Here is a 20670-nt window from a genome sequence, read left to right on the forward strand (position 1 = left end):
GGCCGCCCCTCGACTCACAGTCCGTCGTGGCCAGTCGCGCAGTTCCCCGCGCCCCTGGGTGGGTGGGACTGGCCGCACGCCGGAAGGTACCGAGCCCGACTGGTGGAGGTTGTCCTTCGGCTCACGGTCCGTCGTGGCCGATCGCGCAGTTCCCCGCGCCCCTGGCTGGGTGGGGCTGACCGCACGCCGGAAGGTACCGAGCCCTGCCCGTGGAGGCCGTCCCTCGGCTCACGGTCCGTCGTGGCCGATCGCGCAGTTCCCCGCGCCCCCAGGTGGGCAGGGCCGACCGCGCATCGAGAGGTACGGCTCCTTGTCCGTGCCGGGGCGGCGCGTATGGCTCGGCCGGGGCGGCTTGTTGTCGCGGGGTGTGCGTGCAGCCGCCCGATCCCCGGGGAGCCCCCACCCACCAGGCCCCCGGCACTTCTGGGCCGACGACCACCCCACCCACCCCAGGGGCGCGGGGAACTGCGCGACCAGCCACCACCGACCGCCAGCCGAAAAACAACCCCACCAGCCCCCGGGGTCCCTCCGGGCCCACGACCACCCCACCCACCCCAGGGGCGCGGGGAACTGCGCGACCAGCCACCACGGACCGCCAGCCGAAGAACGACCCCACCAGCCGCCCGCAGCACTTCCCGGCGCAACGCCACCCCAACCCACCCAGGGGCGCGGGGAACTGCGCGACCAGCCACCACCGGCCGTCGGCCGAAAGGCAGCCCTTATCTGGCGCCGGCGCCCGCCCCGGCGCTCACCCCCGTGACACGGGCGTACTGTTCGCGGACCTCGCGGTAGCGGAGGAGCTCCGCCGCGACGGGGTCGAGGACGCGCGCCCGCCCACACCCCGCAGCCGCCTCACGAAGCCGCCGTTCCGCTTCCGTTCCGTACCGCCGCGCAGGCCCCCGCGCAGCCATCCGACAGCTCCATTCGACAAGCGGCCCCCCGATGATGCCGAGGACCATCAACAGCACCGGCACGCCCAGATTGGGCGCCATCAGGTCGACGATCTGCCCGGCCAGCCAGAGCCCGCCGACGACCTGGAGGATCGTCATCGCCGCCTGGGTGAGCACAGCCGCAGGCCACCAGCCGGGACGCGGCGGCCGCCCGGGCGGCAGTCCCGCGCGGGCGGCGAGTTCGTCGAGGGCCTCGGGCAGCCCGTGGGAGCCACGCAGGGCGGCCTCGCGCACGGCCTGCGCCCAGGGCCCCGGAAGCCCCGTGGAGGCGCGTTCGGTGAGCGTACGGACCGCGTGCTCGACGCGCTGCCGTGCCGTGGCCTCCTCGTCGGCCTGGTTGCGCAGCGGGAACCGCCCGGTGGTCGACTCGAACCGGTCCTGATACCAGCGCCACAGCCGCAGCCACGGCGTCCCGCACGCGCGGTTGGCGTTACGCAGCCACGCGCGTTCGGCCGCCTCCCCCGCCGCCGCGGCGCCCACCGCCTCCGCGAGCCGGTCGGCGAACTCGTCGCGCGCCTTCTCGCTCAGGCCGATCCGCCGATGGGTGGCGTAGACGGGCCGCAGTCCCGCCGCCGCGTTGTCCAGGTCGGCCGCGATCCGCCGCGCGGGGGCGCCGCGCTCCGCGACGAACTGGCCGAGCGTCTCGCGCAGTTCACCGACGCCGTCGCCGGTGAGGGCGGACAGGGCGAGGACGGTGGCGCCGGGTTCGCCGTACTCGCCGAGCGCGATGCCGTCCTCGTCCAGGAGGCGCCGCAGGTCGTCGAGGACCTGCTCGGTGGCCTCGCCGGGCAGCCGGTCGATCTGGTTGAGGACGATGAACATGACCTCGGCGTGACCGGCCATGGGCCGCAGATACCGCTCATGAAGGATCGCGTCCGCGTACTTCTCCGGGTCGACGACCCAGATGACGGCGTCGACGAGTGCGAGGACCCGGTCGACCTGTTCACGGTGCTGCACGGCCGCCGAGTCGTGGTCGGGCAGGTCGACGAGGACCAGGCCGCGCAGTTGCGCCTCCGCCTCCACGCTCTGCACCGGGCGCCGCCGCAGCCGTCCCGGGATGCCGAGCCGGTCCAGGAGGGTCGCGGCGCCGTCGCTCCAGGTGCACGCGATGGGCGCGGCGGTGGTGGGGCGCCGCACGCCGGTCTCGGAAATGGTCACGCCGGCCAGCGAGTTGAACAACTGTGACTTGCCGCTGCCGGTCGCGCCCGCGAGGGCGACGACGGTGTGCTGTCCGGAGAGCCTGCGCCGGGCGGCGGCCTCGTCCAGGACGCGTCCGGCCTCGGCGAGGGTGCGGCTGTCGAGGCGGGTGCGGGAGAGGCCGACCAGTTCGCGCAGCGCGTCGAGCCGGGAGCGCAACGGGCCGTCGTAGGCGAGGGGCACGGCCTTGGCCTGGGCGCTGGGGCGCCGGGTCTCCCGGACGACGACGGGTTGCGGGGCGATGGTGCCCTCGGTGACCCGGCGGGCGATCAGCCCGTCGTCCCAGACCCCGGAACCTTCGGAGCCGGAACCGTCGGACGCGGGGCCTTCGGACACGGCCCCTTCCGACGCCGGGCCGTCGGACCCGGATACGTCGGCGCGGCCCACGCCGATGGCGTCGCGCCGCCCTTCTTTGTCGCCGTTCCGGCGTCCGCGCCTGCTGATGTCATCCACGCGCGCGGGGCGTGCCCCGGAGGAGCCGATCGTGTCCTCGTCACAACCGGCGTCGGCGTCGGTATCGACGTCCCTGTCGGCAGGGGGCTCGTCGGTGGAATCGCGCTCCTTAAGGACGACGTTTTCGCGAACGTCGTCCTTAAGGGCGGGTTTTTCGGTGGGCCAGGCGGCGGAGTCAGGGTCGGTGTCGGTGTCCGCCGGGCGGTCGGCGTGCTCCATGTGGTCCTGGTCCTGGTCAGTGACGGCGGTCATGCGGTCACCTCTCCTTCTGAAGTACGGACAGCGCGGCGATGAGTTCGGCCTGGGGTTCGGGGTGGACGTCGAGGGCGTCGAGCGGGGCGAGCCGACGTTCGCGTTCGGCGTGCATGACCCGGTCGACGAGGTCGGCCAGGAGCCGTCCGCCCCGGTCGCGCAGCCGCAACGCCCCGTGCGCGCCGAGCCGCCCGGCGAGTCCCTCACCCGCCGAACGCGCCCGTCGGCCGCCGAGCAGGGCCGTGGCGACGAGCACGGCGACCACCTCGGCGTCGGGGGCGACGTTGCGGTCGAGGTGGCGGATCTCCTCCTCCGCGTACTCCTCCAACTCCCGCCGCCAGCGCCGTACCGCCATCCCGATGCGGTGCTCGGGGCTCTCCCCGCGCGGGTCACGGTCGAGGCCGGGGGCGTTCGAGGCGGGCTCGCGGCGCCAGGCGTCGTCGACCCGCTCGTCGGCGGCGGTGACGGCGCACAGCAGGAGCGCGGCCAGGCTCTCCACGAGGGCGTCCAGGAGTTCGGCGGCGGTGCAGTCGAGGGGGAAGGCCCGCCAGCGTTTCAGGGCGCCTCCGGCGAGCACGGCGCCCGCGTGCAGCCGCCCGCGTACGCGCGCGTGCTCGCTGTCGTAGGACGCCTCGACGGCGGAGGTGAGCCGCAGGGCGGCGGAGTACTGCGCGGCGGCGGCGCCGGCCAGCGCGGGCATCCGGGACTTGAGGGAGTTGAGGACCCCGTACGCGGTGCGGGCCAGGGCCTGTTGGCGGGCGGCGGGGTCCTGGGCGTGGTGGACGAGCCAGGTGCGCAGCGCCGCGACGGCGGTGGCCGGAAGCAGCCCACCGCCCCAGGCGGACTCGGGGAGTTCGGGCACCGTGAAGCGCGGGACGTGGCCGAGTCCGGCCTTGGTGAGGAGCGCGCCGTACTGCCGGGACACCTCGGAGGCGAGCTGGTGGGGCACCCGGTCCAGAACGGTGACGAGGGTGACGTCGTACTCCTTGGCGGTGCGCAGCAGGTGCCAGGGGACGGCGTCGGCGTAGCGGGAGGCGGTGGTGACCATGACCCAGATGTCGGCGGCGCAGATGAGTTCGGCGGCCAGCACGCGGTTGTCGGCGAGGAGGGAGTCGACGTCGGGTGCGTCGAGGAGGGCGAGGCCGCGCGGGAGGCTGTCGGCGGTCTCGACGCGCAGCACGCGCGCGGGGTTCTGGCCGGGCAGCAGGAGGTCGTCGCCGTCGTCCTGGTGCGGTACCCACACGCGGGTGAGGTCGGGGAGCACTCTCATCCCGCTGAACCAGTGGTGGTCCTCCGGATGACACACCAGGACCGGCGTCCGGGTGGTCGGCCGCAGCACGCCCGCCTCGCTGACCCGGTGCCCCACGAGGGAGTTGACGAGGGTCGACTTGCCGGCGCCGGTGGAGCCGCCGACGACGGCGAGCAACGGCGCTTCGGGCTCGCGCAGGCGGGGCACCAGATAGTCGTCGAGCTGGGCGAGGAGTTCGTCGCGGTTGGCACGCGCGCGTGGAGCCCCCGCGAGGGGCAGCGGGAAGCGTGCGGCGGCGACACGGTCGCGCAGGGCGGAGAGTGCGTCGAGCAGCTGAGGCCGTACGTCCAAGGTCACCACATGCGAAGAATGCCCAATTTTAGGGGAATTCTGAAGCATATGGATATGTCTGCGCGCCGACAGGACACAAGGGACGGATGGGACGACTGGGACGCGGGCACAGTCCAGGCATAACGAGTACACAACACCCGGTGCGCAAGGCGCCAAAAGCGATGCACGATTCGTACCTGCCTGCGATTATCAGGACCGCTTCACCGAACCTCCACATTGAGCCACGGAGGCGAAGCAACAGGGACAAGGTCGCGGGAGCCCTATCCTTGTCCCCGGCATCGTCACGGAACAGCCCACACCCGGGCACCAGCACCGACGCCACCACACCGGCCCCCGTAGCTCAGTGGATAGAGCAGGCGCCTTCTAAGCGCTTGGCCGCAGGTTCGAGTCCTGCCGGGGGCGCCACTGACGTCACGTCAGCTGAGGCGCGTTTTACCTGGTCAGATCCCGTCTGACCGTCGCAGATCCGCAGCGCACGCCGCTTCGTCGGCAGGCGCGGGAGTCCGGCTGACTGTTCCCACGCCGCCATCGGCAGCGCGTTGCGCTGGACCCGGTCGAGGATGACGCGCACCTCGTCGGGTACCGGCTCACGGATAACGGCCAAGCTGTGGCCGAGCGGCCACGAATCTGAGACCCTCCGATCAGAGCGCTCACCCGTTTGGTGACAGGGCCCTGAGCAGGACAGGCCATGGGCAGTCCTGCGGCAATCCGACTCTCATAGCGACGGCCAGGGCTGGGGATACAGCATGGACGATTGCGTGGTCACGGTCAGCGTTCGTCTTCGCGACGGTGAAGTCATGGAAGACCAGGCGTGGTTGGCTGCCTCGGTCGAGCTCCTCACCTGTTGTGGGCCCACGGCCCGCGCACGGCTGCGAGGACGTCGAACTCGTCGAAACGGCCGCAGAATTCCAGCACTTCGCGCTGGATCGCGAACTGACCGCCCCTGTCCGCCAGGCGACTGACCCAACCGAAAGGACAGCCTGATGAACAGCGAGGCGGCCTCCTACGACGAGGACAGCAATCCCCCCGCGTACGCGGACGGCACTTGGCCGGACCCAGACCGCGCCCTCGCGCACATCCGGCTCCGGGCAACGCGCCTGCGTGACCGCCTGATCCGCCAAGTCGACGAGGACGGTCTGGTCCGGGACCGGTGTGGCAGCCGTGTGCTGGAGTCGGCGTTGCTGCTGTCCTTGTTACGCAAGACACGCACCCTGCCCACCGTCCACGACGGCCTCGCACGGTACCTGCGCAACGCCCGCCCGGACGGCCTCATGGACACCCTGATCGTCGAAGCGGCCCTGGGTCACCCCGGACAGCACGACCGGGCCGTGGCCTATCTGGATGAGTTCCGGCACTTCACCGGGGCCCGTAAACGCCTCATGCTCGGCACGCTGCTGTCCCTGACAGGCGTCCTGCCCCTCGACACCGGCACGGACGCCCACGCTCTGCGCTACCAGGGATACGCGGCATGGACCGAACTGTCCCTGTGCGCCATCAGAATCCTCCACGGCGCTGCACGCGCAGGACACGCTGCCGTGAGCGCCACCGACCAGAACTACCTGACCGGCAGACTCGCATCCGCCGACCCCGATCAGGTCTGGGAGGGGAATGCGCTCGCCCACCTGATCGCCCTGCACGCCCTGCACACCTGCCAACCGGACAGTCCCCTCCTGCACAACGGCATCGCTGCCCTGTGCCGGAGCCGCAACAGCGACGGCGGTCTGCCCTTCATCGCGGGCCAGGAGATCTTCGTGACCGCCCTGGCCGGAAAAGCACTCGCCGCGGCCCATGCCCCCCGGTCACTCCTGATCCAGATGGGCGACCGCGTCTCCGAACTACAGCAGCGCGACGGTGGCTGGGGATACACCGAGATCACCTCCCAGACCGATGTCGACGACACGGCTGTCTGTATCGAATTCCTGCGCATCACGGACACAGCCCGCTACCGGCAGGTACTCGCTCGGGCGGAGCGGTACCTGGGCGCGATGGCCGACCCCCGTGGAGGATTTCCCACCTATCTGCACGGCCATCGACGCGAGGCCGATGTGACCGCCGGAGCCGTCATGGCCTTGTCCGCCTCCTGGCAGGACCACACCGCGCTCCTGGACACGTGCGTCGACTTCCTCCTCCGCGCCCAACGAGACGACGGCACCTTCGAGAACAGCTGGACCCGCAGCCGGTCCAGCGCCATCCACCGGGTTCTGGACGCCCTACGCCACGTCCCCCCGGCCCCCGCGGACCGCAGCGCACGCATCACCCACACCACCCTGGCGAGCACCCGCTACCTCGCCGAGACCCAGAATCCCGACGGCGGTTGGGGGTACCGCCCGGGCCGAAGCAGTGACGTCGTGTCCACCGCGCACGCCCTGCCGGTCATCGCGTCCACCGGCGACCGCCAGGCCCCCGGACGGGGACTGCGCTACCTCCTTGCCCACCAGAATGCCGACGGCGGCTACCCATCGGTCCCCGACCAACTGGGGCCACGCCCCTTGCCCTTCGACTGCCCCGTGCTGACCGACGTCCATGTCCTGAACGCCTTCACCCAGCTCCACACCCCCCGGCGCACCACCACCACCGCTCCGGAGCGACCGGCGCCGACTCGCCCCACCGGCTCAGTCGAAGAACCGGAACCCTGACCCGCACGACCGCACGTGGAACCCGCATCGGTCCTGACCACCACCGCGCCCCGGGCCCACTCAGCACACGCGGAAAGCGCGAGGTGCCGGACCGCGCCGACCAAGGCGCCGAACCGGCCTCACCACACCATGACGTGCCTGGTGCCTGGTGCCCGGCGCCGCGAGAACACCGAGTTGAGGAGAGAACGGCATGGTCGACAGCGTTTCCTTGTCCTCCAGCGAGGCCGACGGCCGCGACACGCGGCTACGCCTGTGGTGTCCGATCCCGCCAGCGCACAACCCCCTGGGCCCAGAGGTCGAAGAGCGGACGGCGGCATGGATGCGCAGGCACAGGCTGGACAGCGTGACGTCGGATCAGGACCGGCTGGACTGCTCGGTGTGGATGTGCCGGTGCGCGTCGATGATCTTCCCGGACGCTCCGCTGGAGCAGCTCCAGATCATCGCGGACTTCAACGCCTGGGTCTTCGCGATGGACGACTACATCGACCTGCCCGGCGGTGTCGGGGACGCGGTGCAGGCAACCGTGCGGCTGGCCCGGTTGGTCCGGTCTGTCGAGGCGCCCGAGGCGGCGCCACTGGACGGCTCGCCGCTGGGCGTGGCCCTGGCTGACGTGGTCGCCCGGCTCTCGCGGTGCGCGACGCCCGCGCAGCTGGCCCGGTTCGCGGAGAGTTTCCGGCGTGGCATGTTCTGCATGGCCTGGCAGCGCTCGCTGCTGGACGACGGCGAGGACCATGATCTGAACGAATACGCGGCCCTGCGGCTGGGCGCCTCGTTCGTTCCGCCGTATTCGGCGCTGTTCGAGATCGTGCACGGCTACCGCCTTGACGGAGAAGAACTGGCCACACCGCCGGCGCGAGCACTCACGGAAATGACCTGGTTGCTGATCGGCCTGCACAACGACGTCCATACGTGGGCCAAGGAGGAGGCCAGTCACGCGCCCGGCCTCAGCGCGGTCACGGTGCTGGCCCGCGAGACCGACGGCGACCTTCGAGAGGCGCTGGCCCGCGCGCTGGCCCTGAGCAACCAGATCATGGCCCTTTTCGTACAGCTGAGGGACCACACCCAGGAACAGGCCTCGGACGGACTGCGCCAGTATCTCCGTGACCTGGGGCGCCTCATCGCGGGAAACCTGGAATACCACCTGCACATGCCGCACTACCGGCGCGGACTGGAACCCGGACATCAGCAGCTGTTGGAGCAGATCTGGGTCGACCCCACCTCGGTGGACGTCGCCTCCGGGCCACCGCCCGCGTTCGCCTCGATCGCCTGGTGGTGGCGGCAACTCCCCGAGACCGCAGCGCCACGGCCCCGCAGTCCCAGCACCGGGTGAGACGGCACCGGTTGCTGACCCTCACCCCACCACCCCCTCCACCCCCACATGCCGAGGCCCCCGCAGGACCGGGCTGCGTCGGTAAGGGGGTGGGTCCTGGCTCAGGTGGAGGTTCTCCAGGTGAGGGAGGAGGGTGGTCAGGGCGATGCGGGCCTCCAGGCGGGCGAGCGGGGCGCCGAAGCAGTTGTGGACGCCGCTGCCGAAACCGAAGTGCTGGTTGTCCGCGCGGGTCGGCTCGAAGCGGTCCGGGTTCTCGAACCGCAGCGGGTCCCGGTTGCCCGCGGCGAGGACGAGGATCAGCGGGGCTCCCTCGGGGACGGTGACGCCCGCGACCTCGATGTCGGCGAGCGGGCTGCGCTGCGGGAGCAGTTGGACCGGCGGCTCGTAGCGCAGGAGTTCCTCCACGGCCCCCGGCATCAGCTCGGGGTTCTCGCGCAGCAGCCGGAGGGCGTCGGGGTACCGCAGGAAGGTGAGCGCCCCGTTGCTGATGAGGTTGACCGTCGTCTCGTGCCCGGCGATGAGCAGGAGCCGCGCGGTCGCCCTCAACTCCTGCGGGGTGAGCCGCCCGTCGGGGCCCGAGTCGTGCACGAGGGCGGAGAGCATGTCGTCGGACGGGTCCGAGCGGCGCCGTTCGGCGAGGTCTCCGAGGTACTCCTCCATCGCCTCACCGGCGTCCACGCTCGCGTCGCCGTGGCCCGCGGCACGCCGGTCCGCGGTCAGATCGAGGCTGGCGATGATGTCGTTGGTCCAGCCGCGCAGCCGGGGCATGTCCTGGTGCGGGACGCCCAGGAGCCGGCCGATCACGGTGACGGGGAGCGGGTAGGCGAAGTCCTCGACGACGTCGAACCGGTCCTTGTCCCGGAAGCCGGCGACCAGGTCGTCGCAGATCCGGGCGATCTCGGCGCGCAGGGCGTCGATCCGGCCGGGTGAGTGGGGCGGTCCGAACGGGCGCATGGTGATCCGGCGGAGCCGGTCGTGCTCGGGGTCGTCCAGGCCGATGAACGCCTTCGGTTGTTCCTGTCTCCTGACCGGCGGGAGGGTGGCCGGGTCGGCGCGGTTGCGGGAGTCGGAGCTGACCCGCGGGTCGTGCAGGAGGGCGGCGATCTCGTCGTAGGTGCCGACCAGGTAGCTGCCGTCGGCCTGGCGGGTGACGCCGTTCTCGCGGAGTTCGGCGTAGAGGGGGTAGGGGTCGGCGCGGTGCGCGTAGTCGGTGATGCGCTGGAGCAGCGTCTCCGGGGACATGCGGGGGCTCCTCATGGGCGGTGGGCGGCCGGGGGCGGTTCGGGCCGGACCAGGGTCAGGCGCCGGTCCGGCAGATGGCCGGTCAGCGCCACGGTCGGACCGTGCGAGAGCACCTGCGGGTCCGGCACGTCGGAGGGGACGGGCGCGGCCGAGGCGGGCCGGTCGGCCGCGCCCGTGCCGGGCGGGAAGGGCGCGGCCGTCTCGATGAGGTGCTGGTAGTGCTCCAGCCACTTGGCCCGGTTGACGGTGACCGCCGCGGTGATCCGCCCCCGGTACCCGTAGACCGCGACGAGCCGGCCTTCCCGCAACGACCCCTGCGCGATGACCACGTGATCGGAGAACGTCGGCACGCCCACCGACTTGATGGTGACGCCGAACTGGCTCGACCAGAACGACGGCACCGCCAGATGCGGGCGCCGCCCGGGCCCGGCGCTGATCATGTTGTGGGCCGCGACCTCGGCCTGCGCGACCGCGTTGCCCCAGTGTTCGAGGGAGAGCATCTGGTACTCGAACAGGGGGTGCGGGAACCGTGCCACGTCCCCGGCGACGAAGACGTCGTCGGTGACGATCCCGTACATGGTGAACGCGCGGCACCCCGCGTCGCAGGCCACGCCCCTGGCCCCCGCCGCCAGCCCCGATCCGTCGAGCCACTCGGTGTTGCGGACGGCGCCCAGCGCGACCACGGCGACGTCGGCCTCGATGCCGGTGCCGTCGGAGAACTCGGCGCCGGTGAACCGTCCGGCGCTGCCCTTGAGGGCGGTGACGGTGACCCCGCACCGCAGGTCGACGCCGTGCGCCCGTTGCATGGCGGCGGCGAAGGAGCCGAGCGTGCCGCCCAGGGCGCCGACCAGAGGCGCGGGCCCGCGTTCGACGACCGTCACCTCCAGGCCGCGTTCCCGGCAGGCGGAGGCGATCTCCGAGCCGGTGAACCCGGCGCCGATCACCAGGACCCGGCGCGGCCCGGCGTCCAGCCGCGCCGTGAGGGCCGCCGCGTCCTGGGCCGTGCGCAGGGTCAGGACGCCGTCGAGGCGGGCTTCGGCGGCGTCGGGCCAGGGGCGGGCGCGGGTGCCGGTGGCGATCAACAGGCGGTCGTACGGCAGCCGTTCACCGTCGGCGAGGATGACCCGCTTGTCGACCGGGTCGACGGCGTCGGCGCGCACCCCGAGCTTCCAACGGGCGTCCACCGCACGGCTTCTGGGCAGTCCGACGTCCGCCGCCGGGGTCCGCCCGAGCAGCACCTGCTTGGACAACGGCGGCCGGTCGTAAGGGGGTTCGGGCTCCTCACCGACCAGCGTCAGCGATCCCGTGAACCCCTCGGCGCGCAGCGTCTCGGCGGCCCGCAGACCGGCCAGCGACGCCCCCACCACGACGATCCGGCCGATCCTCGGGTCAGCGTTCACCGGGACCCGCCCGCTCACCGACGAGGATGGCCTGCACCGGGCAGGCCGCCGCCGCGCCGCGCACCCGCTCGTGCTGGCCCGCAGGGACGGCGGGCGTGTACATCAAGGCCTCCTCGCCGTGCAGCTCGAACACCTCGGGGGCCAGGAACACGCACTGCGCGTACGCCTGGCAGCGGTTGAGGTCGACAACGATCTGCATCCGGGTCCGCTCCTCCACAGGTCGCCCGCACTCTCCGTCCTACGGCCTGCGACCCCGGGACGCGAGCGGTACTGGGCCAGCGGGGTACCGGCCGCCACGGCGACCCCGCGTGCCCCCGGCTCCCGCCTACGCCTCTCCGTCGCGGGCCGGGATCAGCAGGAACACCACGGCTGCCGTGATCAGGACGACCGTCGACGCGGTGATCCAGGTGGTGCGCATGGCGTGCAGGAAGCCCTCCGTGGCCGCTCGGGCGATGGTGTGGGCCTGGGCGGTCCTGCCTCGGGCGGCGAGGTCCTGGGCGATCTGGAGGGTCGCGGCGACGGAGCCGTCGGCCCGCTGTCGGAGGGCGGCGTCGAGGCCGCCGACCGCGGGGCCGATCCGGGCGCGGTAGACACCGTTGAGCACCGAGCCGAGCAGGGCCGCGCCGAGCGAGCCACCGACCTGGCGGAACGTGTTGTTGACGGCGGAGGCGGCGCCGGACTCCTCGGCCGGCATCGCGGAGACGATCGCGCCGGTCGACGGCGGATGCACCCACGCGGTCCCGGCGCCGAAGACGAACAGCCACCCCTCGAACCACCAGACCGACGTGCGCGCCCCGACCGTCGCCATCCCCAGCAGACCCGCGCCCATGGCCGTCAGGCCGACCGTGCACACGGTCCGCACCCCGAACCGGGCCACGGCCTTCGGCACCCGGGGCGCGAAGAGGATCAGCGACGCGGCGAGCGGCAGCACGCACACCCCGGTGAGCAGCGGGCTGTAGGCGCGCACGCTCTGAAGATAGAAGCTGATCACGAAGGTGCCGCCGACCAGCGCGAAGTAGAGCACGCCGAGCGAGAGCGCCGCCGCGGCGAAGCGCCGTTCGCGGAAGTAGCGCATGTTCAGCGCCGGGTGCGGGGTGTGCCGTTCCCACTGGACGAACGCGACGAGCAGGGCGAGTCCCGCGGCGAGCGGCCCGGCCGCCTCGGGGCGCGTCCAGCCGCCCACGTCACCGGCGCGGATCACGCCGTAGACGACGCCGAGCAGGCCGAGCCCGGACAGGGTGATGCCGGGCAGGTCCATGCGGCGGGCCCGGGCGGCGGCGGAGCGGGCGGTGTCCGGGACGACCCAGAGCATCGCGACGACGGCGACGAGGACGACCGGCACGTTGATGAGGAACACCGAGCCCCACCAGAACCGTTCGAGCAGCGCGCCCCCGATGATCGGCCCGAGGGCGACGGCGACGCCGACCACGGCGGTCCAGATGCCGAGGGCCCGGACGCGTTTGTCACCGGGGAAGACGGCGGAGATGATGGCCAGCGTCGCCGGCATGATGAGCGCCCCGGCGACGCCCATCAGCGCGCGCAGGCCGATGAGTTGGGCCGGGGTGTGGGCGTAGGCCGACAGCGCGGAGGAGACGCCGAACAGGGCGACGCCCGCGACGAGCAGCTTCTTGTGGCCGAGCCGGTCACCGAGCAGCCCGGAGCTGAGCAGCAGGCCCGCGTAGGACAGCGTGTAGGCGTCGACGGCCCACTGGAGCTGGCTGTGGTCGGCGTCCAGGCCGACGGGCGCGGGTTCGGCGAGGGTCTTCAGGGCCACGTTGAGGATGGAGTTGTCCATCGACACCAGCAGCACGGCGGCCAGCACGACCACGAGGATCAGGGTGTGGCGGGGCGCGCGGTCGGTGCCCTCGGGCGTCCGTACGCCTCGTTCGGACGCGGCCGGGACAGGTGCGGTCAACGTCCTGGGTCCTCTCCAGCACATCGGGGGGTGGTCGGCCGGGGCAGCCAGCGGCGCTCCGCCTCGGCCAGCTCATCCTGCCCCTGGAGCGCGAAGACCTCGGTGAGCGGCGCGATCCGCTGTTCGACGCCGCGCAGGTGCTGCTGGGCGAAGATCTCGGCGGCGGTGGTCTGCATGGCGGTGAGGGCGGCGCGCATCAGGTGGTTGGCCCAGATGACGGCGGCGAACCCGTCCTCGGCGAAGACCTCGGTGGGCGTGCGGTAGTACGTCGTCGGCACGATGACGACCGGCAGCCGCTCGCCCCACTCCGCCTTGAACGCGCGGATCTCGTCCGCGTCGGCCCGCGCCGAGTGGATCAGGACGGCGTCGGCGCCCGCACCCCGGTACAGCTCGGCCCGGCGCAGCGCCTCGGCCAGGCCCCGGCCCGCGATCAGCGCCTCGGTGCGGGCGACGACGACGAAGTCCGCGTCGCGCTGCTCGGCCTTCGCGGCCTGGATCTTGCCCGCGAACTCCCGTGCGTCCGCGAGGGGTTGGGCGCCGCCGCGCACGAAGCTGTTGGTCTTCGGGAACAATTTGTCCTCGATGCAGACCCCGGCGACGCCGCGCTGTTCGAGCTTGCGCACCAGGCGGCGGACCGCGTTGAAGTTGCCGTAGCCGGTGTCGCCGTCGAGGAGGATCGGGATGCCGGTCGCGTCGCTCATGAACTCGGCGACCTCCAACACCTGGGTCCAGCTTGCCTCGTTGCTGTCGCGGACGCCGAGGGCGGCCGAGATCGACAGGCCGCTGGCCCAGATCGCCTCGAACCCGGCGCGTTCCACGAGCTTCGCCGACAGGCCGTTGTGCGCCTCCATCAGGAAGCCCAACTCCGGTCGTTCCAGGAGGTGTCGGAGCCGGGAGGCCTTGGTGGCGGTGGGGCCCGGGGGGCCGCTGGTGACGCTCACGGCGCGGTCACCGCCGTTTCCGGCGGGGCGAGTTGGGCGTGCAGCCGGGTCGCGATCTCGGGGAGGACGAGCGGCACCCGGGGTGCGGGCACCGGGTCGGTCGTCACCTTGATCTCCAGGAGCCGTGGGCCCGGCTGGGACGCCAACTTGTCGTAGGCCGCCTGGAGTTCGGCCAGCGACGCGCAGCGTGCCGTCGCCGCGTAGCCGAGCAGTTCGGCGGTGGCGGCGAACGGGACCGAGCCCTGGATGGGCTGGCCGCCGGTGGAGTCGTAGCAGCCGTTGTTGAAGATGACGTGGAGGAAGTCCGTCGCCTCCGACGCGGCCGCGCTGACCAGCGTCCCGAACCGCATCAGGGCCGCCCCGTCGCCGTCGAACACCGCCACCGGACGGTGCCCGGAGCGGGCGATGCCGAGACCGACGGCCCCGGCGCAGCCCATCGAGCCGCTGAGGTAGAGGTAGGTGGCGCGGTCCCCGGCGGCGTACAGCTCGCGGCTGGTCAGCCCGGTGGTCGTGACGACGACCTGCTCCTCGGGCATCCGCTCCCGCAGCCACCTGATGGCTTCCGCGCGGCTCAACGTCGTTGTCGCGCGCGGCAGTTGGTCGGGCGCCGTGGGCTGCAACGGCAGCGGCGTCGGGCCGTCGCGGAAGGCGCCCTTCCTGACCAGCAGGCAGTACGGGCGGCGGGCGCGCGCCATCTCGCGCTCGGCCTCGTCGAGGGCCTCGACGCAGCCGGCCGGGTCGGTCGGCAGCCAGGCGTGGCTGATGCCGACGTCGGTGAGGATCTGGTCGGTGGTGCGGCCCATGACGTCGTGGTGGGGTTCGTCGCGGGTGCCCGGCTCGCCGCGCACCGACACCAGGAGCAGCACCGGCACCCCGTAGGGGAGGCAGAGGGAGGCGAGCGGGTTGAGGGCGTCGCCGAGGCCGGAGTTCTGCATGGCGACAACCACACGGCGCCCGGCGAACCAGGCGCCCGCCGCGACCGACACCGCCTCCCCCTCGCAGGTCGCCGGGAAGTAGCGCAGGTCCTCGCGGTGGGCGGCGCGTTCGAGGAGCGGTTTGAGGTAGCTGCACGGCACGGCGGCCATCTCGCGGTAGTCGCGGGCCAGCAAGGCGTCGATGACGTGGTCGGCGTCGAGGGCCTCGGTGGCCCCGGGCCCGGGTGTCCGGTCCACGGTCACCTCGCCTGAATCCGTCGCATCAGCCGGCGGGCGCCGTCCGGGATGGCGTCGCGCCGGTGCATCATCACGCGGTTGTCCCAGACCACCAGGTCACCCGCGCGCCAGCGGTGCGGCCGGGCGAGCGCGGGGTCGTCGCAGTACGCCCACAGTTCGTCGAGGAGCGCCTCGGACTCGGCGAGCGGCAGCCCCGGGATGTGGGCGTTCAGGCGGCGCCCGAGGTAGAGCGCCGGGCGCCCGCTCTCGGGCCGGACCCTGACGAGGGGGTGGACGGCGCCGGAGGAGGTGGTGATGTCGACGACGGGTTCCCGTCCATGCCGCAGATCGCCCGCGGCCGTGCGGCTGTCGTCGTGCTTGCAGGTCAGGGTGGCGATCCGGGTACGCAGCCGCTCGGGCAGCCGCTCGTACACGGCCGCCATGTCCAGGAACCAGGTGTCGCCGTGCCCGTCCGGGACCTCGACGGCGTACAGGGCGCTGGCCAGGGCGGGTTCGGGCACGTAACACATGTCGGTGTGCCAGTTCAGGTCGCCGCCGCCGAGGTGGCCGAGGGGACGGCCGTTCTCGACGATGTTGGAGACGATCATGATCTCGGGCGGCAGCCCCGTGGTGTCGACGATGCCCTCCTGCGGCGGCACCGGCACCGGCGTCCCGAAGAGCGCCCCGAACGTCACGAGGTCCTCCGGCGTCAACGCGCACCCGTGGAACACCAGCACCGGATGCCGCTGCCAGGCCTCCTTGATCCGGGGCGCGAGCTCGGCCAGCCCCGCCGAGGTGAGCCCCGAAAGCGTGGCGAACGGCGGTGCGGCGGGGTCGGTGGGATGGTCGAGGTCGGTGGGGTCTGCGGTGTCGGTGGGGTCGGGGCCTACCATGTCGATCCTCCTGGCGACGGTACGGGGGAGGAACCGGCGAGCCCGCCGAACAGGGACTCGGTCAGCTCGACGAGCCCGGCGACCTCCAGGGACGCCAGCGGCGGACGGCGCAGTCGCTCGACGGCCAGCTCGGACAGGCGGGCCACCTCGCGCAGGGTGGCGCCCGAGGCGTCGGCCCCGTCCAGCATGTCCATGATCTCGGTGATCTCGGGGTCGCTCGGTTCGGGACGCGCGAGCAGCGCGTGCAGACGGCGCCGCCCGGCCGGGTCGCAGCGCAGGTGGCCGACGACGATCGGATACGTCTTCTTGTGCTGACGGATGTCGCTGAGCAGGGGTTTGCCGTTGCGTTCGGCGCTGCCCCACAGGCCCCGGTGGTCGTCGATGAGGGAGAACGCGGTGGCCACCAGCGCCCCGAACTCCCTGAGCGCCGACCGGACTTCAGGGTCCGGGGTGGAGACGGCCGCCGCGAGTTCGACTCCGCATCTGATCAGGCACGAGCGGCCCAGGGCCACCTCCCTGACCTGGCCGAGGGTCATGTCGAGGCGCTTCTCCCAGTCCAGGTCGAGGTGTTGGGCGTCGGCCATCTCCAGGCACGAGTCCAGCAGGGTCCGGGTGAGGCCGCGCGGTTCGACGTGGGGCGAGCGCGCGTCCAGGTAGTCCTGGAGGGCGTCGAGGCCGATGACGTAGATCCCGGCGGCGGCCGTCATCGCGTGCCCGGTGCCGTAACGGACCCACAGCGCGGGGCGGTTACGGCGCATGCGGTCGCGGTCCATGATGTCGTCGAGGATGATGCTGAAGTCGTGGACGAGCTGCACGGCGATCGCCGCGGGCATCGCCCCCCGGTGGTCGCCGGTGATCGCCTGCGCGGTCAGCAGCGCCAGCAGGGGCCGCACCCGCTTGCCGCGCGCGTTCGGGGCGGGTGGCGACCCGTCGTCCCAGGAACGCCAGGCCATGTGGTCGGCGACCATCCTGCGGAACGTCTCGGACTGCGGCTGCGCCCGGTGCAGGAAGGCGAAGAGTTCCTGGTCGAAGTGGTCGAGTAACGCGTCGGGGGTCACTGTCCGACCCGTTCGGCGGCGACCATGAGGTAGGCGATCGTCGAGGAGCGGTACCCGTCGATGAAGAGCTGCTCGATGGTGTCCCGGTGCTCGCTGCGCAGCCGCAACTCCCAGTAGGGCAGGGCGTCTTCGTCCATCTGGGCGACGTGGTAGGGCACGAACCCGGAGTCGAGCAGGGCGCGCAGATAGGCGCCCCGGGTGTGCATGGTGCAGGCGTAGTGCCGGTCGATCGCGGCGATGGTCTCGTCGGCGCCGCCGCGCTCGTCGACCGCCCAGGTCGCGAAGACGTAGCGGCCGCCGGGTTTGACGATTCTGGCGAACTCCCGGAAGAGCGGGGTGAGTTCGCTGACGTACATGGTGACCTCGTTGGTCAGCGCGGCGTCCATGCTCGCGGTGGGCAGGCCGGTGCGCAGCATGTTCATGAAGTGGAAGCGGACCTCGGCGTCGCAGCCCCGCTCCCGGGCACCACGTTCGGCGAACTCCCGTTGGTAGCGCGAGATGGTGGCGCCGTCGACGGAGCAGCCCAGGCGCTGGTGGGCCATGAACGCCGTGCCGCCCCGGCCCGAGCCGCCGTCGAAGAGCCGGTGCTCGGGGCCGAGCCCGGCGAGCAGGTCGAGGAGCCGTTCGGTCTGGGCGTTCTCCAGCTCGTGCAGGCGGCGCTGGATCGCGGACTCGCTCCGCAGGGCGTCGGGCGAGCGGTCGAAGTCGCCGATCCCGAAGTGGTGGTGGACGAGGTTGGTTTCCTTGCCGAGAAGCAGGTTGAAATCGTCCTGCTTCCCGTCGTACATGCGGGCGACTTCCCGCTCGTATTCCGTTTCGACGACGGCTCGCACCCCGGTGGAGCCGTTGCCGTTGTCCGTCAGTTCGGATGCGGGGGAGTTCAACGAGACCTTGCTCATTTCTGCACCTCGTCAGGGTGGGGACGGCCTGGACCGGCCGGAGAATCGATGCCCATCGGCCGGGCCGGGGCCGATGTCACTGCGTGCCTTCGCGTGCGTCAGCGGGGAGCGATATCGAGAATGAGCGGATCGGCCCGCCGCAGGAAGGAAACCGGCTGGAGCTTCGCGGGAGCGGTGTCGGCGAGCGTGAAACGGAAGCGCCGCAGCAGGGTCGCGACGATCATTTTCAGCTCCATCATCGCCACCCCCCGGCCGATACAGACCCGGGGCCCGAATCCGAACGGCAGGAAAGCCGCCTTGTGCGCCTCACCGTGATTCTTGCTGTGAAAGCGGTCGGGGTCGAAACGGTCGGGTTCGTTCCAGTGGGTGGGATCGCGGTGCAACGCGTACGGCGACACCAGGAGAACCGAGTTCGGGCCCAGCGGGATGTCGCCGAGCGTGAACGGGCGCCGTACCCGTCGGCTGAGCAGCCACCCCGGCGGAAAGAGCCGCATGGCCTCCAGAATCGTGTCCTCGACGAATTCGAGGGAATGGAGGTCGCCGTATTCCAGGGGCCGGCCGGACGGCAGGGCGTCGATCTCGGCCACCACCCGGGCGGCGACCTCGGGATGCCGGGCGAGGAGGTCGAACAGCCAGGTCGCCGCGGTCGTCGTGGTGAGCCACCCGGCGACGAAGGTCGTCTTCACCTCCGCGAGGAGTTCGTCGTCGCTCCAGCCGACGCCCGTCTCGGCGTCCCGGCACTCCATCAGCATCGTGAGGAGACCGGCCCGCTGCGGCGGGTGCGCCCGGTGGTCCTCGATGATCTCGACGATGCTGGCGTTGAGCCGGGCCACCCCGTCGTCGAACTTCCGGTTGGCCGGGGTCGGGAACCACAGCGGCAGGCTGCTGGTGAGGGCCCAGCGCCGCCGTTGCCGGTAGGCGAGGCCGTAGTCGAAGGCCTGCGTCAGCTGCGCGGCGGTCTCCGGGACGGCCACCCCGAACATCATCCGCACGATCATCCGCTGGAGCAGGTCGAGCAGCGCCGCGCTGAAGTCGACCGACCCCCTCGCCTCGGCGACCGGCTGAAAGTGCTCGACGGTCTGTTCGATCTCGCCGGCCGCGGAGCCGAACAGCTCCGGCAGGTTCGAGGTCCGGAACGCCGGCTGCAACTCGTCGCGCCGTTTGCGCCACGGCTCGCCCTGCATCGTGAACACGGACTCCCCGAACAGGAAGCCGAGGACGTCACTGGTGCGCGTCATCCCGACGTCCGCGCCGGGCGCCGTCATCACCGAGCGCACCAGGTCCGGGTCGTTGACCTGGTAGAACGACCGCCTGCCGAGCCGGCCGAGCCGTACCACCGGGCCCCTCCCGCTCGCCTCGCGCAGATAGCCGATCGGGTCCTTCTTCATCCGCACGATGCCGCCGAAGTACGGCAGCCCCGGCATCGCCGCCGGACGCGGCACGACGGCCTGCGCCGAGGGGACGGCGGCCTCGGTCACCGGACGGCCCCCGAGGTGCGCCGGAAGTAGGCGTCGGCCCACCGCTCCAGGGGCGCGGCGAGGTCGGGCACGGCACCGGCCAGCGCGCCGACGGCCCGCGAGACGCGGTCCCGGATGAGGAATTCGAGGAACGCCCGGGCCTGCACGCCGTCCAGGATCTCCCGCGCCCTGGCCACGTCGCGGTCGGCGGCGGGGGTGTGCAGCAGGTCGACGAGTTCGTCGCGGCCGGGGTGGTCGACGGCGAGGGCGTAGGCGAGCGGGGAGGTGACCTTGACGGGGTCCTTCTCCAGGTCGTCGCCGCCGCCCCAGACCCCGCCGGCGTCGTCGAGCACCTGCACCGCGAACCCGATGTGATGGCCGAAAACCGCCAACGCCTCGATCGCCGGCTCCGGCGCCTCCATGGTCATCGCCGCACAGCGCAGCAGGCACTCGTAGATGACGGACGACTTCCAGCCGACGAGCTGTTCGTAGAACAACGCGACCTGAACGGCGGCCTCGACCGGGTAGGGCGGCCTCGACCGCAGCTCGGAGTAGCCGACGACGTCGAGGTACTCGCCGATGGAGGCGGTCAGGCACGCCGAGCCCAGTTCGACGGTGGCCCGGGACACCGCGCGGTGCGTGCGGTCGTCGGCGTCGGCGCCGAGGGCGAGCAGCGGGGCGCGCAGCACCTGGTCCTTCAGCGCCAGCACGAGCTGGATGGCACCGGCACCGCCGAGTTCACGCCAGTGGTCCGACATCGGGTCGCGGTCCACCAACTGGTCGATCGGCGCCGAGAGATGGACCATCGTGAACCAGCCGCTCAGGACCCGGGCGGAGGCGTCGGAGGGGCGGTGGTCGAACTCGGCGGCGAGCAGACTCAGCAACGGCTCCCAGAGCCTGGTGCGTTTGCCCAGCGACCGCGCGAACTCGGCCTTGATGGCGGGATGGCCGTCGAACGCCGGGTACGACACGGCGTGTTCGGCCAGGTTCCACTGGATGTCGTCGCGCACGGGGGCGTTCACCGGTGTCCGACCTCCTCCGGGATCTCGAAGTCGACCATGTCGGTGTCGGCCATCGGCAGCCGCAGCATGCGCTCCTCCTCCGGGCTGGCCAGCAGCGCCGCGAGCACCTGCTCGACCCGTGCCCGCTCGGCGCCCTGGGCCTGGTCGGGCACGAGCGCCGGTCTCTCGGCACCGGTCGACAATGCCGCGTCGAACAGCCGTGCAAGGTCGACGATATTGATCGCGTTCATGGCAGCGGTCACCTCAGTCACTGTGTTGTGCCGTCTCGGGGTGT

The 20670-nt window shown here is 72.1% G+C and carries 16 protein-coding genes and 1 tRNA gene; 3 read left to right on the forward strand and 14 right to left on the reverse strand.

The window, feature by feature from the left end; translation table 11 throughout:
- Nucleotides 1-719: 719 nt before the first annotated feature.
- Entirely contained in the window at nucleotides 720-2852 is a 2133-nt protein-coding gene (locus ACIQOU_RS33075; protein ID WP_401543064.1) for a GTPase, read from the reverse strand.
- 4 nt (nucleotides 2853-2856) lie between these two features.
- Nucleotides 2857-4461: a dynamin family protein gene (locus ACIQOU_RS33080; RefSeq protein ID WP_401543067.1), complete on the reverse strand. Its 1605-nt coding sequence runs from the start codon at nucleotides 4459-4461 to the stop codon at nucleotides 2857-2859.
- Nucleotides 4462-4781: 320 nt separating this feature from the next.
- Here ACIQOU_RS33080 and ACIQOU_RS33085 point away from each other — a divergent pair.
- The 3 genes from ACIQOU_RS33085 to ACIQOU_RS33095 all read left to right on the forward strand — a co-directional run bounded on the left by ACIQOU_RS33085 (nucleotide 4782) and on the right by ACIQOU_RS33095 (nucleotide 8418).
- A tRNA-Arg gene (locus ACIQOU_RS33085) sits at nucleotides 4782-4857 on the forward strand.
- A gap of 578 nt (nucleotides 4858-5435) precedes the next feature.
- Nucleotides 5436-7088 (forward strand): prenyltransferase/squalene oxidase repeat-containing protein, encoded by a 1653-nt coding sequence (locus ACIQOU_RS33090; protein WP_401543070.1) that lies wholly within the window; start codon nucleotides 5436-5438, stop codon nucleotides 7086-7088.
- A gap of 343 nt (nucleotides 7089-7431) precedes the next feature.
- The gene (locus tag ACIQOU_RS33095; protein WP_401543072.1) at nucleotides 7432-8418 is read left to right on the forward strand and encodes a hypothetical protein; all 987 of its coding nucleotides are present in this window, start codon (nucleotides 7432-7434) and stop codon (nucleotides 8416-8418) included.
- 21 nt (nucleotides 8419-8439) lie between these two features.
- Here the strand turns inward: ACIQOU_RS33095 and ACIQOU_RS33100 are convergent, their stop codons facing one another.
- From ACIQOU_RS33100 to ACIQOU_RS33155, 12 genes are all read right to left on the reverse strand, one after another.
- A complete protein-coding gene (locus ACIQOU_RS33100; RefSeq protein ID WP_401543075.1) occupies nucleotides 8440-9660 on the reverse strand; it encodes a cytochrome P450 in 1221 nt (406 codons plus the stop codon).
- Nucleotides 9661-9671: 11 nt separating this feature from the next.
- Nucleotides 9672-11060 carry an NAD(P)/FAD-dependent oxidoreductase gene (locus ACIQOU_RS33105; RefSeq protein ID WP_401543077.1) on the reverse strand — a complete coding sequence of 463 codons (1389 nt, stop codon included), beginning with the start codon at nucleotides 11058-11060 and terminating at the stop codon, nucleotides 9672-9674.
- Nucleotides 11050-11259 carry a ferredoxin gene (locus ACIQOU_RS33110; protein ID WP_401543080.1) on the reverse strand — a complete coding sequence of 70 codons (210 nt, stop codon included), beginning with the start codon at nucleotides 11257-11259 and terminating at the stop codon, nucleotides 11050-11052. Before ACIQOU_RS33110 ends, ACIQOU_RS33105 begins: the two co-directional genes overlap by 11 nt.
- 126 nt (nucleotides 11260-11385) lie before the next feature.
- The gene (locus tag ACIQOU_RS33115; protein ID WP_401543083.1) at nucleotides 11386-12975 is read right to left on the reverse strand and encodes an MFS transporter; all 1590 of its coding nucleotides are present in this window, start codon (nucleotides 12973-12975) and stop codon (nucleotides 11386-11388) included.
- Nucleotides 12972-13916, reverse strand: a complete 945-nt coding sequence (aepX, locus tag ACIQOU_RS33120; RefSeq protein WP_401543085.1) for a phosphoenolpyruvate mutase — start codon at nucleotides 13914-13916, stop codon at nucleotides 12972-12974. Before aepX ends, ACIQOU_RS33115 begins: the two co-directional genes overlap by 4 nt.
- A complete protein-coding gene (gene aepY, locus ACIQOU_RS33125) occupies nucleotides 13913-15088 on the reverse strand; it encodes a phosphonopyruvate decarboxylase (protein ID WP_401543088.1) in 1176 nt (391 codons plus the stop codon). The genes aepX and aepY overlap by 4 nt, the downstream gene beginning before the upstream one ends.
- A 2-nt stretch (nucleotides 15089-15090) precedes the next feature.
- Nucleotides 15091-15960, reverse strand: a complete 870-nt coding sequence (locus ACIQOU_RS33130; RefSeq protein WP_401543091.1) for a TauD/TfdA dioxygenase family protein — start codon at nucleotides 15958-15960, stop codon at nucleotides 15091-15093.
- On the reverse strand, nucleotides 15954-17018 hold the full coding sequence (locus ACIQOU_RS33135) for a polyprenyl synthetase family protein (RefSeq protein ID WP_401543094.1): 1065 nt from the start codon (nucleotides 17016-17018) through the stop codon (nucleotides 15954-15956). Before ACIQOU_RS33135 ends, ACIQOU_RS33130 begins: the two co-directional genes overlap by 7 nt.
- Nucleotides 17015-17917: an SAM-dependent methyltransferase gene (locus ACIQOU_RS33140; RefSeq protein ID WP_401543096.1), complete on the reverse strand. Its 903-nt coding sequence runs from the start codon at nucleotides 17915-17917 to the stop codon at nucleotides 17015-17017. Before ACIQOU_RS33140 ends, ACIQOU_RS33135 begins: the two co-directional genes overlap by 4 nt.
- A 98-nt stretch (nucleotides 17918-18015) precedes the next feature.
- Nucleotides 18016-19395 carry a cytochrome P450 gene (locus tag ACIQOU_RS33145; protein ID WP_401543099.1) on the reverse strand — a complete coding sequence of 460 codons (1380 nt, stop codon included), beginning with the start codon at nucleotides 19393-19395 and terminating at the stop codon, nucleotides 18016-18018.
- Nucleotides 19392-20396 carry a polyprenyl synthetase family protein gene (locus tag ACIQOU_RS33150; protein ID WP_401543101.1) on the reverse strand — a complete coding sequence of 335 codons (1005 nt, stop codon included), beginning with the start codon at nucleotides 20394-20396 and terminating at the stop codon, nucleotides 19392-19394. The genes ACIQOU_RS33145 and ACIQOU_RS33150 overlap by 4 nt, the downstream gene beginning before the upstream one ends.
- Nucleotides 20393-20626 (reverse strand): hypothetical protein, encoded by a 234-nt coding sequence (locus tag ACIQOU_RS33155; RefSeq protein ID WP_401543104.1) that lies wholly within the window; start codon nucleotides 20624-20626, stop codon nucleotides 20393-20395. The genes ACIQOU_RS33150 and ACIQOU_RS33155 overlap by 4 nt, the downstream gene beginning before the upstream one ends.
- Nucleotides 20627-20670: the final 44 nt, after the last annotated feature.

Source organism: Streptomyces sp. NPDC091279 (assembly GCF_044757465.1).
Lineage (GTDB): Bacteria > Actinomycetota > Actinomycetes > Streptomycetales > Streptomycetaceae > Streptomyces.

What these genes read in the sequence shown, in the direction of transcription:
- ACIQOU_RS33075 (WP_401543064.1), bottom strand. Translation starts at nt 2,852, where the DNA reads ATGACCGCCGTCACTGACCAGGACCAGGACCACATGGAGCACGCCGAC.
- ACIQOU_RS33090 (WP_401543070.1), top strand. Translation starts at nt 5,436, where the DNA reads ATGAACAGCGAGGCGGCCTCCTACGACGAGGACAGCAATCCCCCCGCG.
- ACIQOU_RS33100 (WP_401543075.1), bottom strand. Translation starts at nt 9,660, where the DNA reads ATGTCCCCGGAGACGCTGCTCCAGCGCATCACCGACTACGCGCACCGC.
- ACIQOU_RS33110 (WP_401543080.1), bottom strand. Translation starts at nt 11,259, where the DNA reads ATGCAGATCGTTGTCGACCTCAACCGCTGCCAGGCGTACGCGCAGTGC.
- ACIQOU_RS33130 (WP_401543091.1), bottom strand. Translation starts at nt 15,960, where the DNA reads ATGGTAGGCCCCGACCCCACCGACACCGCAGACCCCACCGACCTCGAC.
- ACIQOU_RS33140 (WP_401543096.1), bottom strand. Translation starts at nt 17,917, where the DNA reads ATGAGCAAGGTCTCGTTGAACTCCCCCGCATCCGAACTGACGGACAAC.
- ACIQOU_RS33155 (WP_401543104.1), bottom strand. Translation starts at nt 20,626, where the DNA reads ATGAACGCGATCAATATCGTCGACCTTGCACGGCTGTTCGACGCGGCA.